Origin of the sequence: Streptomyces spongiicola, from assembly GCF_003122365.1 — a bacterium.
Lineage (GTDB): Bacteria > Actinomycetota > Actinomycetes > Streptomycetales > Streptomycetaceae > Streptomyces > Streptomyces spongiicola.
Genome location: NZ_CP029254.1, coordinates 2409033 through 2424151, shown reverse-complemented (window position 1 = coordinate 2424151; position 15119 = coordinate 2409033). Strand labels below are relative to the sequence as shown.

At 71.4% G+C, this 15119-nt stretch carries 8 protein-coding genes and 1 pseudogene; 5 read left to right on the top strand and 4 right to left on the bottom strand.

Annotated elements, in window-relative coordinates; translation table 11 throughout:
* Window positions 1–9: 9 nt before the first annotated feature.
* The gene (locus tag DDQ41_RS10455; RefSeq protein WP_109294253.1) at window positions 10–3378 is read left to right on the top strand and encodes an SAV_2336 N-terminal domain-related protein; all 3369 of its coding nucleotides are present in this window, start codon (window positions 10–12) and stop codon (window positions 3376–3378) included.
* Window positions 3379–3442: 64 nt separating this feature from the next.
* On the opposite strand, the gene DDQ41_RS10450 is transcribed toward DDQ41_RS10455, so the two are convergent.
* Window positions 3443–5956: a DEAD/DEAH box helicase gene (locus DDQ41_RS10450; RefSeq protein ID WP_109294252.1), complete on the bottom strand. Its 2514-nt coding sequence runs from the start codon at window positions 5954–5956 to the stop codon at window positions 3443–3445.
* A gap of 290 nt (window positions 5957–6246) precedes the next feature.
* Here DDQ41_RS10450 and DDQ41_RS10445 point away from each other — a divergent pair, with 290 nt between their 5' ends.
* Entirely contained in the window at window positions 6247–7038 is a 792-nt protein-coding gene (locus tag DDQ41_RS10445; protein WP_109294251.1) for a metal-dependent hydrolase, read from the top strand.
* A 314-nt stretch (window positions 7039–7352) separates the two neighbouring features.
* On the opposite strand, the gene DDQ41_RS10440 is transcribed toward DDQ41_RS10445, so the two are convergent.
* Entirely contained in the window at window positions 7353–7817 is a 465-nt protein-coding gene (locus DDQ41_RS10440; protein ID WP_017949362.1) for a MarR family winged helix-turn-helix transcriptional regulator, read from the bottom strand.
* A 94-nt stretch (window positions 7818–7911) separates the two neighbouring features.
* Between DDQ41_RS10440 and DDQ41_RS10435 the strand changes: the two genes are divergently transcribed.
* Entirely contained in the window at window positions 7912–9732 is a 1821-nt protein-coding gene (locus DDQ41_RS10435) for an ABC transporter ATP-binding protein (protein WP_162602782.1), read from the top strand.
* A 141-nt stretch (window positions 9733–9873) separates the two neighbouring features.
* Here DDQ41_RS10435 and DDQ41_RS10430 read toward each other — a convergent pair whose 3' ends face one another.
* On the bottom strand, window positions 9874–11028 hold the full coding sequence (locus tag DDQ41_RS10430; protein ID WP_109294249.1) for an NAD(P)-binding domain-containing protein: 1155 nt from the start codon (window positions 11026–11028) through the stop codon (window positions 9874–9876).
* A gap of 444 nt (window positions 11029–11472) precedes the next feature.
* Here DDQ41_RS10430 and DDQ41_RS10425 point away from each other — a divergent pair, with 444 nt between their 5' ends.
* The gene (locus DDQ41_RS10425; protein WP_109294248.1) at window positions 11473–11895 is read left to right on the top strand and encodes a secondary thiamine-phosphate synthase enzyme YjbQ; all 423 of its coding nucleotides are present in this window, start codon (window positions 11473–11475) and stop codon (window positions 11893–11895) included.
* A gap of 190 nt (window positions 11896–12085) precedes the next feature.
* Window positions 12086–12337 (top strand): annotated as a pseudogene (locus tag DDQ41_RS10420) (3'-5' exonuclease); the annotation flags it as partial.
* 84 nt (window positions 12338–12421) lie between these two features.
* Here DDQ41_RS10420 and DDQ41_RS10415 read toward each other — a convergent pair.
* Entirely contained in the window at window positions 12422–15019 is a 2598-nt protein-coding gene (locus DDQ41_RS10415) for a DEAD/DEAH box helicase (protein ID WP_109294247.1), read from the bottom strand.
* Window positions 15020–15119 lie beyond the last annotated feature (100 nt).

Here is a 15119-nt window from a genome sequence, read left to right as displayed (position 1 = left end):
GTGCGTGCGGTGGCGGACGATCGACTCCGCGGGGTACTGCGGGTACTCCGCGGCGCCGGCCTGGAACTCGATCCGCAGGAACTGCTCGACGTCCTGTGGCTCGCCGGAAGGCTCCCGGCCGACGAGCGGCTGCCGCTGAACGGACCCGGGCCCGATCAGCGGCCCGCGGCCCGGCCCGCCCCCGATACCGGGAGCGGCACGCCGAACACGCCCTGCGAACAGGCCGATCGGCTCGGCGACCGGCCCGTCGACGACGGTAGCCCCGCACTCCACGCGGCGGCACAGCGCGCCGTTCCGTCCCGGCCCGATCCGGTCGCTGTCACCGGCGGTCGTCCGCGGGAGAAGCGCGCCATGCCCCTGCGCGTACCCGAAGACAAGGCGCTCCGCGACGAACTGCTCATAGGCCGGGCGCTGCGCCCGCTGAAGCAGCGGCGCCCCAGTCTGCGGCACCACGAAGTCGACGAGGCCGCCACCGCGGCGGCGCTCGCCGAGACCGGACTGCCCGACGTCGTCACCCGGCCCGCGCGTGAGCGGTGGCTTCACCTCGTCCTGCTCGTCGACGACGGTCTCTCGATGCTGCTCTGGCATCGGCTCGTCGCCGAACTGCGCACCCTGATGCAGAGGCTCGGCGCCTTCCGCTCGGTCCGCGTACACGGCCTCGACAGCCGCCGGGCCCTCCCCTCCCTGCGCGGACAGCCCTTCGACCCCTCCTCCACGACGATGTCGCCGTCGGTCCTCACGGACCCCTCGGGCCAGACGCTCATCCTCGTGGTCAGCGACGGAATGGGTGCCGCGTGGCGCACGGGCTCCATGCACGACGTGTTGCAGACCTGGTCCGGCAGCGGACCGGTCTCGGTCGTGCACGCCCTGCCGACCTCTCTCTGGGAGGGCTCCGGCATCCAGGCCGATCGCTGGCAGGCCACCACACGCCGCAGGGGAAGCGCGGGCGCGTCCTGGACGGTGACGGACCGGGTGCTGCCACCCGGTGTCGCGGACTTCACCGGGATTCCCGTGCCCGTACTCGAGCCGACGGCCCGCTCCCTCGGGGACTGGGCCCATCTGGTCGCGTCCCCGGGGACCACTCTCGAACTCCCGCTGCTCACCCGCCCACGCGGCAGAACCGCAGGGCTGCCGCAAGAGCGCGGGCTGCAGCGGTTCCGTGATGCCGCGACCCCGGAGGCTTACCGCCTCGCCGCCCATGTCGCCGCGGTGTCACCGGTCTCGGTCCCGGTGATGCGCCTGGTTCTGGCGACAGTGCCGTGGCGCGCCGGGACGGCGCATCTGGCAGAGGTCTTCCTCGGCGGTGTGCTGCGTCCCAGTCCGGCGCCGGTGCCCGGTCCCCTGCCGCCTCAGCACAGGGTGTTCGACTTCCCGGAGGAAGCGAAGGGAGCACTGCTCGACGCCGTCCCGAGTGACGAACTCCTGCGCACGGGACGCAGCATCGGCCGGCGCCTGGAGCAACTCGCCGGACGCTCACCGGACTTCCCCGCGTGGCTCGTCCATCCCGACGGAGACGACGACCTTCCGGAGGCGTTCCGGTCCTTCAGCGTGATCGAGCGCCGTCTGCTCGCCCGACTCGGAGTCTCGCTGCGCCCGACGGCGCCGCTCGAGGAGACCGCACGCGAGGAGCGCACGCCGGCCGGGACATGGGCGCCGCTGACCCCGCACGATCCCGCGCGCATCGGTCCCTACAGGCTCACCAGGCGCAGGGTGGGGCGACGCACCATCGTCTACCTCGGACAGGACGACGCCGGAGCCTGGGCCGCGGTGCGGGTCGTCCGACCCGACATGCCCCCTTCGCTGGTTCGGCTTCTCGCCACGGAGGCCGAGGCACTGGAGCGCATGGACGGCCGCTACGCTCCGCGGCTTCTCGGACAAGAGCTGTCGGGGCGCCCGGCCTGGACGGCGACCGAACTCGCCGGGAGCCCGAAGCCGCACGCAGCCGGTCCCCCACGACTCGCCGACGTGCTCCCCTTCACCTCACCCGACCCTCGGCCACCGCTTGACGTGCTCACCAGCATCACACTGGCCTGGCATCTCGCAGGGGCCGTGAGCCTGTGCCATCTGAAGGGACTGCACCCAGCCGACCTCTCACCGGAATCCATCGTCGTCCTGGACCGTTCGGTCATGCTCATGGGCCTGTCGGACTGCTCCGTCGACGGCGAGTACACGGGCGAGGGCCCACCGCCCGACGAGGCGTCCAGTGTTCAGGCGCTCGGGGACCTCCTCCGGGCGGTCGGCAGCAAGGAGAACCGCTCCAGGCACTACCTCACGGACGGCATGGAACTCTGGCAGGGCGACACGTGGGCCCCGCTCAGAGAACTCGTCCTCCGATGCGTCGACCACGACCCCGGCCGACGGCCCTCCGCGAGCGAGGTCGCCGCGGTCCTGGCGCGATACGTGTCGATCGCCTCGGCTCTGGCAGGACCCGCGGTGCGCGGCTCGGGGCCGCCCCGCGCGGTCGTCGCCGCGTCCGGCGCCGAAGCCGGCAACCGGGTTCCGCTGGAATTCCGCCCGGCACCGCCCGTGCGAAGGCCGGCACCGCGTATCGGCCGGCGCGCGGCACGATGGGGACCCTCGCGGACGGAGCATGCGGAACTGCTGGAGAGGATCCGAACCCCACTCGGCCACAGCCGCCATGTCACTCTCGTGGGGGCGCACCCCCTGGCCGGACGCTCGACCACCACCATCGTGCTGGGCTCGGTCCTCGCCTCGGTACGCGACGAACCCGTGCTCGCCCTGGACGGGGCGCCCGCGCGGGGGGAACTCAGCAGGCGGCTCTCGCACCGCAACCGCGCCACACTGAGGGAGGCCGCCGCCCTGCCCGGGGACAGCTCCTACGAAGAGTTCAAGCGCCTGACCAGCGAGACGCCGCACGGACTCCAGGTGCTGGCCCACAGCCCGACCCACACGGTGCCGAGCCCCGCCTACACGGAAGAGTACCGCCGCATCATGGCGGTGGCGGACCGGCACTATCCGATGATCCTCACCGACTGGGCGCCTCCGCGACTCGACCGCACGGCGGATGCCGTTCTGGAGCTGACCGATCGAGTGCTGGTCTGCTGCAACGCGACCGAGGAATCCATCGGGGCCGCCGCCGCCCGACTCGCCCAGATCGGCGAAGTGGGGTACCCGCGGCTGGCGGCCGATGCCTTGGTGATCGTCACACGGCTCGGCGGGGGGTTGCAGCCTCTTGCGGACGGCACCGTCGCCGTACGACTGCTCGACCGGCGACGGCGACCCGTCATCGTTCCCTTCGACCATGTCCTCGCCTCGGCTCCGAGTCCCGCCCTCGGCAGGCTGCGCCCCGCCACGGCAGACGCCTACACGGCCCTCGCCGCAGCTCTGGTGGACCCCCCGGGCCCGGGCACGGACTGATCCGCCCCGCGGCGTGGGGCCCGCCTGCCGCTGCGGACGTGCGGCAGGAGAGGCGCGCGGCGGCTCACAGCCGGCCCACCGACGTCACGCGCACGACGGCCCGGCCCTCCTCGTCCGAGGCCGCCAGGTCGACCTCCGCGCTGATGCCCCAGTCGTGGTCGTCGTTCGGGTCGGCGAACGTCTGCCGGACACGCCAGAGGCCGTGCCCCGGGTCCTCCTCGATGGCGAGCAGTTTCGGGCCGCGCGCGTCCGGTCCGGTGGCGAGGTCGTCGTACTCGTCCCAGTACCCGTCCATCGCCTCGCCCCAGGCTTCCTCGTCCCAGCCCGACTCGGCGTCCAGCCGGCCCAGTTCGCCGACGCGGTCGAGCGCCGCCAGCTCCACCCGGCGGAACATCGCGTTGCGGACCAGCACCCGGAAGGCGCGGGCGTTGGCGGTGACCGGCTTCACCTGATCGGCCTTCTCCTGGGCCTCCTCGGCGGTCTCCACCTCGGGATTGGCCAGCTGCTCCCACTCGTCGAGGAGGCTGGAGTCGACCTGGCGGACCATCTCGCCCAGCCAGGCGATCAGATCCTGCAGGTCCTCGCTCTTCAGATCGTCCGGCACGGTGTGCTCGAGGGCCTTGTACGCGCTCGCCAGATAGCGCAGCACGATGCCCTCGGTGCGGGCCAGCTCGTAGAAGGACGTGAACTCCGTGAAGGAAAGGGCCCGTTCGTACATGTCCCGGATCACGGACTTCGGGGACACCGGGTGGTCGCCCACCCAGGGATGCGACGTCCGGTAGGTGCCGTACGCGTGCCAGAGCAGCTCCTCCAGCGGCTTCGGGTACGAGATCTCCTGGAGCCGCTCCATCCGCTCCTCGTACTCGACCCCGTCCGCCTTCATCGCGGCGACCGCCTCGCCCCGCGCCTTGTTCTCCTGGGCCGCGAGGATCTGCCGCGGGTCGTCGAGCGTCGACTCGACGACGGACACCATGTCGAGGGCGTACGACGGCGACTCGGGGTCCAGCAGGTCGAACGCCGCGAGCGCGAACGTGGACAGCGCCTGGTTGAGGGCGAAGTCCTGCTGGAAGTCGACGGTGAGCCGGACGGTCCGGCCCTGGGCGTCGGGGGTGTCGAGGCGCTCGACGATTCCCCCGTCGAGCAGCGAGCGGTAGACGGCGATGGCCCGGCGGATGTGCCGGAGCTGCTGCCTGCGGGGCTCGTGGTTGTCCTCGAGCAGCGTGCGCATCGCCTCGAAGGCGTCGCCCGGGCGCGCGATCACCGACAGCAGCATGGCGTGGGTGACCTTGAAGCGCGAGGTGAGCGGCTCGGGGTCGGAGGCGATCAGCTTCTCGAAGGAGTTCCGCGTCCAGCCGACGAAGCCCTCGGGAGCCTTCTTGCGCACGACCTTGCGCTTCTTCTTCGGGTCGTCGCCGGCCTTGGCGAGGGCCTTCTCGTTCTCGACGACGTGGTCGGGCGCCTGGGCGACGACGAAGCCGGCGGTGTCGAAGCCGGCCCGGCCGGCCCGGCCCGCGATCTGGTGGAACTCCCGGGAGCGCAGCGTACGGACCCGGCTGCCGTCGTACTTGGTGAGCGCGGTGAACAGCACGGTGCGGATGGGGACGTTGACGCCCACGCCGAGGGTGTCCGTACCGCAGATCACCTTCAGAAGTCCGGCCTGCGCCAGCTTCTCCACGAGACGGCGGTACTTGGGCAGCATGCCGGCGTGGTGCACACCGATGCCGTGGCGGACGTACCGGGAGAGGTTCCGGCCGAACTTGGTGGTGAAGCGGAAGTTGCCGATCAGCTCGGCGATGCGGTCCTTCTCCTCGCGCGTGCACATGTTGATGCTCATCAGCGACTGCGCCCGCTCGACCGCCTGCGCCTGGGTGAAGTGCACGATGTAGACCGGCGCCTGCTTCGTCTCCAGCAGCTCGGTCAGCGTCTCCGTGATCGGCGTCGTGCGGTACTCGTAGGAGAGCGGCACGGGCCGGGTCGCCGAGCGCACCACGGCGGTCTCGCGGCCGGTGCGGCGGGTGAGGTCCTTCTCGAACATCGACACGTCGCCGAGCGTCGCCGACATCAGCACGAACTGCGCCTGGGGGAGTTCGAGGAGCGGGATCTGCCAGGCCCAGCCGCGGTCCGGTTCCGCGTAGAAGTGGAACTCGTCCATCACCACCTGGCCGATGTCGGCGTCCCTGCCGTCCCGCAGCGCGATCGACGCCAGGACCTCGGCGGTGCAGCAGATGACGGGCGCGTCCGCGTTCACCGACGCGTCGCCGGTGAGCATGCCGACGTTCTCCGTGCCGAAGAGCTTGCAGAGGTCGAAGAACTTCTCCGACACCAGGGCCTTGATCGGCGCGGTGTAGAACGTGACCTCGTCGCGGGCGAGGGCCGCGAAGTGCGCACCCGCGGCGACCAGGCTCTTTCCGGAGCCGGTCGGTGTGGAGAGGATCACGTTGGCCCCCGAGACCACCTCGATCAGCGCCTCCTCCTGGGCCGGGTAGAGGGAGATGCCCCGGTCCCCGGCCCATGATGTGAAGGCTTCGAAGAGGGCATCGGGGTCGGCGTCCGGCGGCGGCTGATCGATAAGGGTCACCCCACCATCTTGCCTGCCCTGCCGCCGGGACGGGGAACCGGCCGCCGGGACGAAGATCGCCACCGGTAGCCTGTCCCCTCGGCACGGCTCGGGTCGGCACGGCTCGGGTCACTCGACGGGGCTCGGGTCAACGGGGCACGGGACAACACGGCCCGGGCAACGAGCTACGAGCTACGAGCTACGGGCAACGAGGTACGGCTCGACGGGGCCCGGGTCACCCGACGGGGCCCGGGTCAACGGGGCAGGGCCCAACGGGGCACGGGACAACAGCAGATGGGGCGGGAACGAGCATGATGGGACCGGCACACTCCCTGTCCGGGGCGGCTGCCTGGCTGGGGGTGGGGGCGGCGGCGGCCGCGATGGACCGCCCGATGCCATGGCCCGTGCTGGTCGTCGGCGCACTGGTCTGCGCGGGCGCCGCGCTCGCGCCGGACCTCGACCACAAGGCGGCGACGATCTCCCGCGCCTTCGGGCCGGTCTCCCGAGGCCTGTGCGAAGTGGTCGACAAGCTCTCGTACGCGGTCTACAAGGCGACCAGGAAACCGGGGGACAAACGCCGGACCGGCGGTCACCGCACGCTCACCCACACGTGGCTGTGGGCGGTGCTCATCGGAGGCGGCACCTCGGCGCTGGCTGCGACCGGGGGGCGGTGGGCGGTCCTCGCGATCCTCTTCGTCCATCTGGTGCTCGCCGTCGAGGGCCTGCTGTGGCGGGCGGCACGGGTGTCCAGCGACGTCCTGGTGTGGCTGCTAGGGGCGACGAGCGCCTGGATCCTCGCCGGCGTCCTCGACAAACCGGGCAGCGGAGCCGACTGGCTCTTCACCGGTCCCGGCCAGGAATACCTGTGGCTGGGGCTCCCCGTCGTCCTCGGCGCCCTGGTGCACGACATCGGGGACGCTCTGACGGTCTCGGGCTGCCCCGTACTCTGGCCCATACCACTCGGCAACAAGCGCTGGTACCCCGTGGGGCCGCCCAAGGGGATGCGCTTCCGGGCCGGCAGCTGGGTGGAGCTGAAGGTCCTGATGCCGGCGTTCATGCTGCTCGGGGGAGTGGGCGCTGCGGCGGCCCTGAACTTCATCTGAGTCACTTCATCCGAGTCACCTCACCCAGTCACCTCACCCAGTCACCTCACCCAGTCACTTCATCCAGTCACTTCATCCGCGTCGCGCGGCGGCGCGCTCCGGGTGGCGCGGGCCGTGAGGTGCGCTTCGGGCCGTGTGCTCCGGACCGTGTGCTCCGGGCCGTGCGCCACGGCACGGTCGCCCCGACCGCGGGGCACCGCCCGGGGTGCCGTGCGGGCGGTCCGGGCGTCCGGGGTGCGGGGTGCGGAGGCGCCGGCTCACCCGTGCCGGGACCACCGAGGAGCCACGTACCCCCGGCTAGGGGGAGGCGCCGGTCAGGGTTTCCGGGAGGCGGGCCCCGTGCCTCCGTCGGTCAGCGCCGACAGCAGTTCGCCCAGCGCCTCGCGCTGCCCGGCGGTCAGGGGAGCCAGGATGTCCTCGGCTGCGGCGCGCCGGGCGCCGCGCAGTTCGCGCAGAGTGGTGCGTCCGAGGTCGGTGAGCTCCACCCGCACCACGCGGCGGTTGGCCGGGTCGGGGACCCGGCGGACGCGGCCGGCGGTCTCCAGCCCGTCGACCAGCGTGGTGACCGCACGCGGCACCACCTCAAGGCGCTCGGCCAGGTCCGCCATCCGCGGGGCCGCGTCGTACTGGGCGACGACGCGCAGCAGCCGGGCCTGGGCGGGGGTGATGCCGACCGGCTGCAGATGCTGCCGCTGAATCCGGTGCAGGCGGCGCGTCAGCCGCAGCAGTTGCTCCGCGAGAACGCCGTCCGCGTCGGGGACGGGGCCTGGAGTGGTCATGCACGGACGATATCAGGACCACGCTCATTGTGAGTACAGGTAACAATGAGCTATGCTCATCGAGCTGTACGTCCCCGACCCGCGGAGGGAGCCCATGCGCCACGACGACGGTCCCTCCTGGACGCCTCCCGAGCGACCGCTGGACCCCGCGCGACCCGCCGAGCCCGCCCAGGTGCGGCGCATCCTCCGGCTCTTCCGGCCCTACCGGACGCGGCTCGCCGTGGTGGGGCTGCTCGTCGGGGCCTCGTCGCTGGTCTCCGTCGCCTCGCCCTTCCTGCTGCGCGAGATCCTCGACACCGCGATCCCGCAGGGCCGCACGGGCCTGCTGACGCTGCTCGCCCTCGGCATGATCGCCGCCGCCGTGACGACCAGCGTCTTCGGCGTGCTGCAGACCCTGATCTCCACCACGGTCGGCCAGCGCGTGATGCACGACCTGCGCACCGGCGTGTACGCCCGGCTGCAGCGCATGCCGCTCGCGTTCTTCACCCGGACGCGGACCGGCGAGGTCCAGTCCCGCATCGCCAACGACATCGGCGGCATGCAGGCGACCGTCACGTCCACGGCGACCTCCCTGGTCTCCAACGCGACGGCCGTCGTCGCCACGATCGTGGCGATGCTCGCGCTCGACTGGCGGCTCACCCTCGTCTCCCTGGTGCTGCTGCCGGTGTTCGTCTGGATCAGCCGCCGCGTCGGCCGTGAGCGCAAGGCCATCACCACCCAGCGGCAGAAGCAGATGGCGGCGATGGCCGCGACGGTCACCGAGTCGCTGTCCGTCAGCGGCATCCTCCTCGGCCGTACGATGGGCCGCGCCGACTCGCTCACCCGGTCCTTCGCCGACGAGTCGGAGCGCCTCGTCGGTCTGGAGGTCCGCTCCAGCATGGCCGGCCGATGGCGGATGGCCGTCATCGGCATCGTCATGGCCGCGATGCCGGCCTTCCTGTACTGGGCGGCGGGGCTGACCCTGGCATCCGGCGGGTCCGCGATCTCGATCGGCACTCTCGTCGCCTTCGTCTCCCTGCAGCAGGGACTGTTCCGTCCGGCCGTGAGTCTGCTGTCCACGGGCGTTCAGATCCAGACGTCGCTCGCCCTGTTCCAGCGGATCTTCGAGTACCTGGACCTGCGAGTGGACATCACCGAGCCGGAGGACCCGGTCCGGCTGGACGAGGTCGCCGGGGAGGTGCGGTTCGAGAAGGTCGGCTTCAGCTACGACGCCGGGGGAGGGACGACGCTCGACGACATCGACATCACCGTCCCGGCCGGTGGAAGCCTCGCAGTGGTGGGACCCACCGGGTCCGGGAAGTCCACCCTCGGCTATCTCGTGCCCCGGCTCTACGACGTCACGGAAGGCCGGGTCACCCTCGACGGCGTCGACGTCCGCGACCTCGACTTCGACACACTGTCCCGGTCCGTGGGTGTCGTCTCCCAGGAGACGTACCTCTTCCACGCCTCGGTCGCCGACAATCTGCGCTTCGCCAAACCGGACGCCACCGACGACGAGATCGAGGCCGCGGCGCGTACGGCCCATATCCACGACCACATCGCCGCGCTGCCGGACGGCTACGACACGCTGGTGGGTGAGCGGGGCTACCGCTTCTCCGGAGGTGAGAAGCAGCGGCTCGCCATCGCCCGCACGATCCTGCGCGACCCTCCGGTGCTCATCCTGGACGAGGCCACGAGCGCGCTCGACACCCGTACGGAGCACGCCGTGCAGCGGGCCGTCGACGCGCTCTCCGCCGGACGTACGACGATCACCATCGCCCATCGGCTCTCCACCGTGCGTGACGCCGACCAGATCGTCGTCCTCGAGGGCGGGCGGATCGCCGAGCACGGGACACACGAGGAGCTGATCGACCGGAACGGGCGCTATGCGGCGCTGGTGCGAAGGGACGGCCGGCCGGCACCGGTGGTCTCCTGACCCTCCGGTCATCCCCTCGCGACGGCGCTGCCGGAAGTCCGGCAAGGCTCCCGGCAGTCTGCGGCCACCACCTCCCGGTGACCGGGTTGCCCCCAGGCCCCCGTCGGGGAAGGGTCGCCATCCCCTGGGGGGCAGCTTGCCTCAGCCGGGCACGACGGCCGGTTCTCCGGCCCGCTGCCCGGCCGGTTGGTCCACCGGTCGCCGCTCGCCACCCCCGCGGGCCGCGGGCCCGCGGTCCAGAAGCCGCCTGATCTCGCGGACCGCGGCCCGTCCGGCCCGGTTCGCGCCGATCGTCGAGGCCGACGGTCCGTAGCCGACGAGATGGACCCGCTCGTCCCGCACCGCACGGGTGCCGTCCAGCGCGATACCCCCGCCCGGCTCGCGCAGCTTCAGGGGCGCGAGGTGGCCGATCGCCGCCCGGAAGCCGGTGGCCCAGAGGATGACGTCCGCCTCGACGGTGCGACCGTCGTCCCAGGCCACACCCTCCGGAGTGATCCGGTCGAACATCGGCAGCCGGTCGAGGACGCCCCGCTCGCGGGCCCGCCGGATCGCGTCGTTCAACGGAAGGCCCGTCACCGACACCACGCTCTCGGGCGGCAGGCCCTTCCGGACCCGCTCCTCCACCAGGGCGACCGCCGCCCGCCCCTGCGCCTCACCGAACGGGCCCTCCCGGAACACCGGCGGCCTGCGGGTCACCCAGGTGGTCCCCGCCGCCACTTCGGCGATCTCCAGCACATGCTGGGTCCCCGACGCACCGCCGCCGACCACGATCACCCGCAGACCGGCGAACGCCTCGGGCCCCGGGTACCGGGCCGTGTGCAACTGCCGTCCGCCGAAGGTCTCCTGGCCCGGGTAGCGCGGGTGGAACGGCCGGTCCCAGGTGCCGGTGGCGTTGATCAGCGCCCGTGCCGCGTACGGGCCCTCCGACGTCTCCACCAGCAGTCGGCCGCCCGCTCCCTCGCGCACCGCGCGCACATGGACGGGGCGGTGCACCCGCAGCCCGAAGGCGTCCTCGTACCGGGTGAAGTACCCGCCGATGACCTCGGAGGACGGGCGCTCGTCGTCGGCGCCGGTCAGCTCCATGCCGGGCAGCGCATGCAGGCCGTGGACCTTTCCGTACGTCAGCGACGGCCAGCGGAACTGCCAGGCCCCTCCCGGCGCCGGGGCGTGGTCGAGGACCACGAAGCCGGTGTCGGGGCGCAGGCCCACCCGCCGCAGGTGGTAGGCGCCGGACAGCCCGGCTTGTCCGGCACCGATGACGACCACGTCCACGTCTCGCGCCTCGGAGTTGTTCACATTTCTACTAACGGTGGCGGTGCCGTGCGTCTTCCCGCCGACGGCCCCGGATCGTCCGCCTCCCGCCGAACCGCCCGCCTCCCGCCCGACCCGCCCGGTTGCTACCGGCGCCGGGCGGCCGCCGACGACCACGGGCCCGGGGACGCCCCGGTACGGCTCGATCATCCCCTCGCCGTACCTCAGGGCATACGGGATAGGCGTGCGGGTGTCCCGTGCGCCATACCCGTCTCCTCCGCCCGCGCCCGCCGGACCACGGGGAGCATCCCTGCTGAGGGGGCGTCAGGACGGGATGGCGGGGCACGTCCCCGGCGGCTCGGGGCGACCGCGCGACGAGCGGCGGCGTGCGCGCCGCGCGGCAGCACCAGCTGACCCGTTCGACGGCCGGTGGCCGGTGCCGCGGCACCCGGACGCGCGATCTCACCGGCCGGGCGGGAGTATGGGGGTATGCCCGAAGCCTTCACCACCCGCGTCCTGGAACTCCGCACCGGCACGGGGGAGAGCGTGACCGATCTGACCCACGCCTGCGAGGAGTTCCTCGCGGAGACCGCCGACGGCCGCGATGGTCTGCTCAATGTGTTCGTGCCCCATGCCACCGCGGGTATCGCGCTGATCGAGACCGGCGCGGGGAGTGACAACGACCTGCTGTCCGCACTGCATGTGCTGCTTCCCGCCGACGACCGCTACCAGCACCGCCACGGCAGTCCGGGCCACGGCCGGGACCACGTCCTGCCCGCGCTGGTGCCGCCCCATGCCACTCTGCCGGTCGTCGAAGGGAGACTGCAGCTCGGTACCTGGCAATCGGTCTGCCTGGTCGACACCAACAAGGACAATGTCAACCGTCAGGTTCGACTGAGCTTCCTGGGCTGATCGAGCCGATCAAGATCGTCCTGGGTGTGGTCGCCAATTCTCCTCACGCCCCGCCGACACGGGAGAAGGAAGGATGCGCGGTACCACCGTGGACGAGATCGAGCGGCCGTATGACGGCTGCGGATAGTGTCCGCTCGCAGTTCGCCGCCTGTCGCGGGTCAAGGCCGTCACGACCTCGCCCGAGCGGCAGGGCGGCGAGGTCCACATCGGCACGATGCACCGGTTCAAGGGGCTCGAATACCAAGAGCTTGCGATCATCGGCGCGAGCGACGGGACCCTTCCGCGCACCGCCCTCGTCGAGCAGTACGAGAAGGCCGACCCCACCCGGTACGAACGCGAGCTCATGAAGAGCCGCAACCAGCTCTTCGTCGCCACCACCCGAGCCCGCGACGTATGGCGCATTTCCTGGCACGGCAAGCCCAGCCCGTTCCTCCCCGCGTAGCCGACCGGGCGGACCTGCCACGCGGTGACCGCCTACCGCGGGGCAGGGGGTCGGCGGCGCCCGAGCGCGCCGTCGTCCTCGCGTCTAGCCTTCCCCAGCCGCCTGGAGCAGGCGCTCGCGCTCTACTGCCACGATCTCCCGTGCCAGCTCGGCGTCCGTGATGTCGAATGCTTCCGGAGCGCTGTCCGCCGTCTCGGAGACCCGGGCGAAGTCCGCGAAGAGCTGCTTCTTGCGTGCCAGGATCTCGATGATGCGCTGATCGACTCCCTCTTCGGAGAGCAGACGGTGCACCTGCACCGATTCGAGCTGCCCCATCCTGTGGGCGCGGCCGATGGCTTGCCACTCGATCGTCGGTTTGAGCTGGGGCTCACAGATCACGACGACCGATGCCGACTGGATGTTCAGACCGACCCCACCCGCCACGATCTGTGCGACGAGGACGGACCCAGCGGGGGCCCGGGAGAAATCGTCGACCATGGTCTGCCGCGCCGCGGCGGACACTGAGCCGGTCAGAGGCCCGAACACCTTCGCCGGAAGGTGCGAGGCCACTGCGTCGAGGACGTCACGGAAGTATGAGAAGACCAGTACCTTGCGCCGGTTCCCCTCCGCCTCCCGGACTATGTCGACGAGGCGCTGCATCTTCTCGGATTTGTCCCCGGCCCGCAGGGCGGCCTGGCGCATGGCCGTGAAGTTGCCTTCGATCACGGCCGCTCGGTAGTACTGCTGATCGGCGCCGGAAATCGGCAGCCACTCGTCGATGTCCAGCCGCTCCGGGAGCTCGGTCAGGACGTCTTCCTGGTTGCGTCGCAGGTAGGCCGGTGCCACTTGCTTCCGGAACTGACGGGGGGAGATCTCCGAGGCGTCGATCGGCAGATCTGGCCGGAGGTAGCCGACGAGGTTGCGGAATTCCTCGATCCGGTTCTCCAGCGGGGTGCCGGTGAGGAGGACTGCCCGCTCGGAGCGCTGTATCAGGGCTGTGGAGCGCTGGGTCCGCTTGGCGTGCGCATTCTTGATGTAGTGCGCCTCGTCGAACACCAGGCACGCCGGTTCGGCGCGTTCGGGTATTCGGCCTTCCAGCCATCCGAGGATGTCGTAGGTGGTGACGGCGACTCCGCCGCTGCGGATCCAGGACTTCAGCGCGTCGTCGCGAGCGGGTCCGTGGAGGCGGTAGGCCCGCAGAGCCGACTTTTCCTGGACTTCGCGGACCCAGTTGGTGACGACGGCCGCCGGGCACACCACCAGGAAGTGGGAGGAGCCCTTGGCGCGCAGGTGGGCGAGCACGGCGAGGGATTCGACCGTCTTCCCCAGCCCCATCTCGTCGCCGATGACGACCTTCTGCTGCACGAGTGCGAAGCGGGCGCCGAAGGACTGGTACCCGCGCAGGGACGCCTTGAGATGGGTGGTGTCGAGCGTGAGCTGTCTGACCGCCTCGACGATGTCGGCCGGCAGGTCGCCCTGGCTCTTCTCGGCGTCGTCGGCCAGGAATCCGAGCTCCGCGAGCATCGCATAGTAGTCGGCCGGCCGGGAGAGGAAGTCCTCCCAGGGGTCACCGCCCGCAGCGCCGTTCTCGCCGCCGAGGACGGCCCCGCGCCGTTCGACGGCCACCAGCGCGGTACGCAGCTCGGCGACGGTCCGGGCGCGGGGGAGGAGCACCACGTGGGAGGTCCGGGACGCGAGGTTCTGGAGGAGCGGTCGTACCGCGTCGGCGGCGGCGAGGTCCGACGTAGCGCTGCGGATCGATCGCGCCGCGTCCCAGGCCCGCATCGCAGTAAGGAGCTTAGTGGTGTCCTGCGAGCGGTTCTTGATGTCGATGCGGATCGGCATCTCGTCCATCGTGGTCTGCCAGACGGTCTGTGCGGCGCCGATCATCCGGTTTCCCGTAGTGTCCCCGACGCCGGGGAGCGACCGGATCCGCGACCGTTGGTCGAGGACCTGCTGCACGGTCCGGATTCCGGCATCGAGCAGTGCCGTGATGCGCAGTTGGCCGCTGGTCACGTCCTTGAGCCGTTCGACGGGCATCTCGGCGACCAGCTTGCGCACCTCGGTCTTCCGGACGGCGTTGCCGGCGGCCTTGACAGCCGCTCTGAACTCGCTCTCGCGGTGCAGAGCGCGGTCGATGGCGCTGAGCGCGGACCTGGCGGGATCCAGCTCCCGCCGTCCGACGAGTTCGGCTCCGGAGCCTAGGCGCGGGGCGAGGCCGACCTGTTCGTCGAGCACGGCCGAGGGCCCGACAGCCGGGACGGCCTTCCCGCCCCACGCGGCCAGGCCTTCCAGTTCGGGTATGAGTCGGGTGCCCGTAACCTCCTCATGGAGGGACAGGAGCCAGGCGGCAGCCTGCTCCGCTTCCTCCTTGCGGCTCTTGCCCGAGAAGATCCGGCGGGCACCGAACAGTGAGCGGACGGCCGTCAACGCCCGGCCGGCGTCGTCCGTCAGCCGACGGATGCCCTGCCGGCCATCGGCTGTGATCGTCGGAAGGGCTTGGCGACAAGCCAGGGCGGTCACCAGGCCGGCATCGGAGGGCGAGACCTGCAGGACGCGCCATGCGGTGGCCGTCTTGCTTCCGAGGGGGACCACGCGGTCGAGGAGCTGCCTGGCGGCGTCCTCCGCCGCCGACTCGACGGGCCCGCGCTGCTCGGCGATCCCCGTCGCGAGCTCGTGCCAACCGCTGACGTCGTCCACCACACCGCGCAGGTGATGACGTGCTTCTCGTTCCATTGCCCCCGCCGACTCGCATGACCTCTGGGAAGATTAGCGACCCCGATCGATCACGTCGACGGGATCA

What these genes read in the sequence shown, in the direction of transcription:
- DDQ41_RS10445 (WP_109294251.1), top strand. Translation starts at nt 6,247, where the DNA reads ATGATGGGACCGGCACACTCCCTGTCCGGGGCGGCTGCCTGGCTGGGG.
- DDQ41_RS10440 (WP_017949362.1), bottom strand. Translation starts at nt 7,817, where the DNA reads ATGACCACTCCAGGCCCCGTCCCCGACGCGGACGGCGTTCTCGCGGAG.
- DDQ41_RS10435 (WP_162602782.1), top strand. Translation starts at nt 7,912, where the DNA reads ATGCGCCACGACGACGGTCCCTCCTGGACGCCTCCCGAGCGACCGCTG.
- DDQ41_RS10425 (WP_109294248.1), top strand. Translation starts at nt 11,473, where the DNA reads ATGCCCGAAGCCTTCACCACCCGCGTCCTGGAACTCCGCACCGGCACG.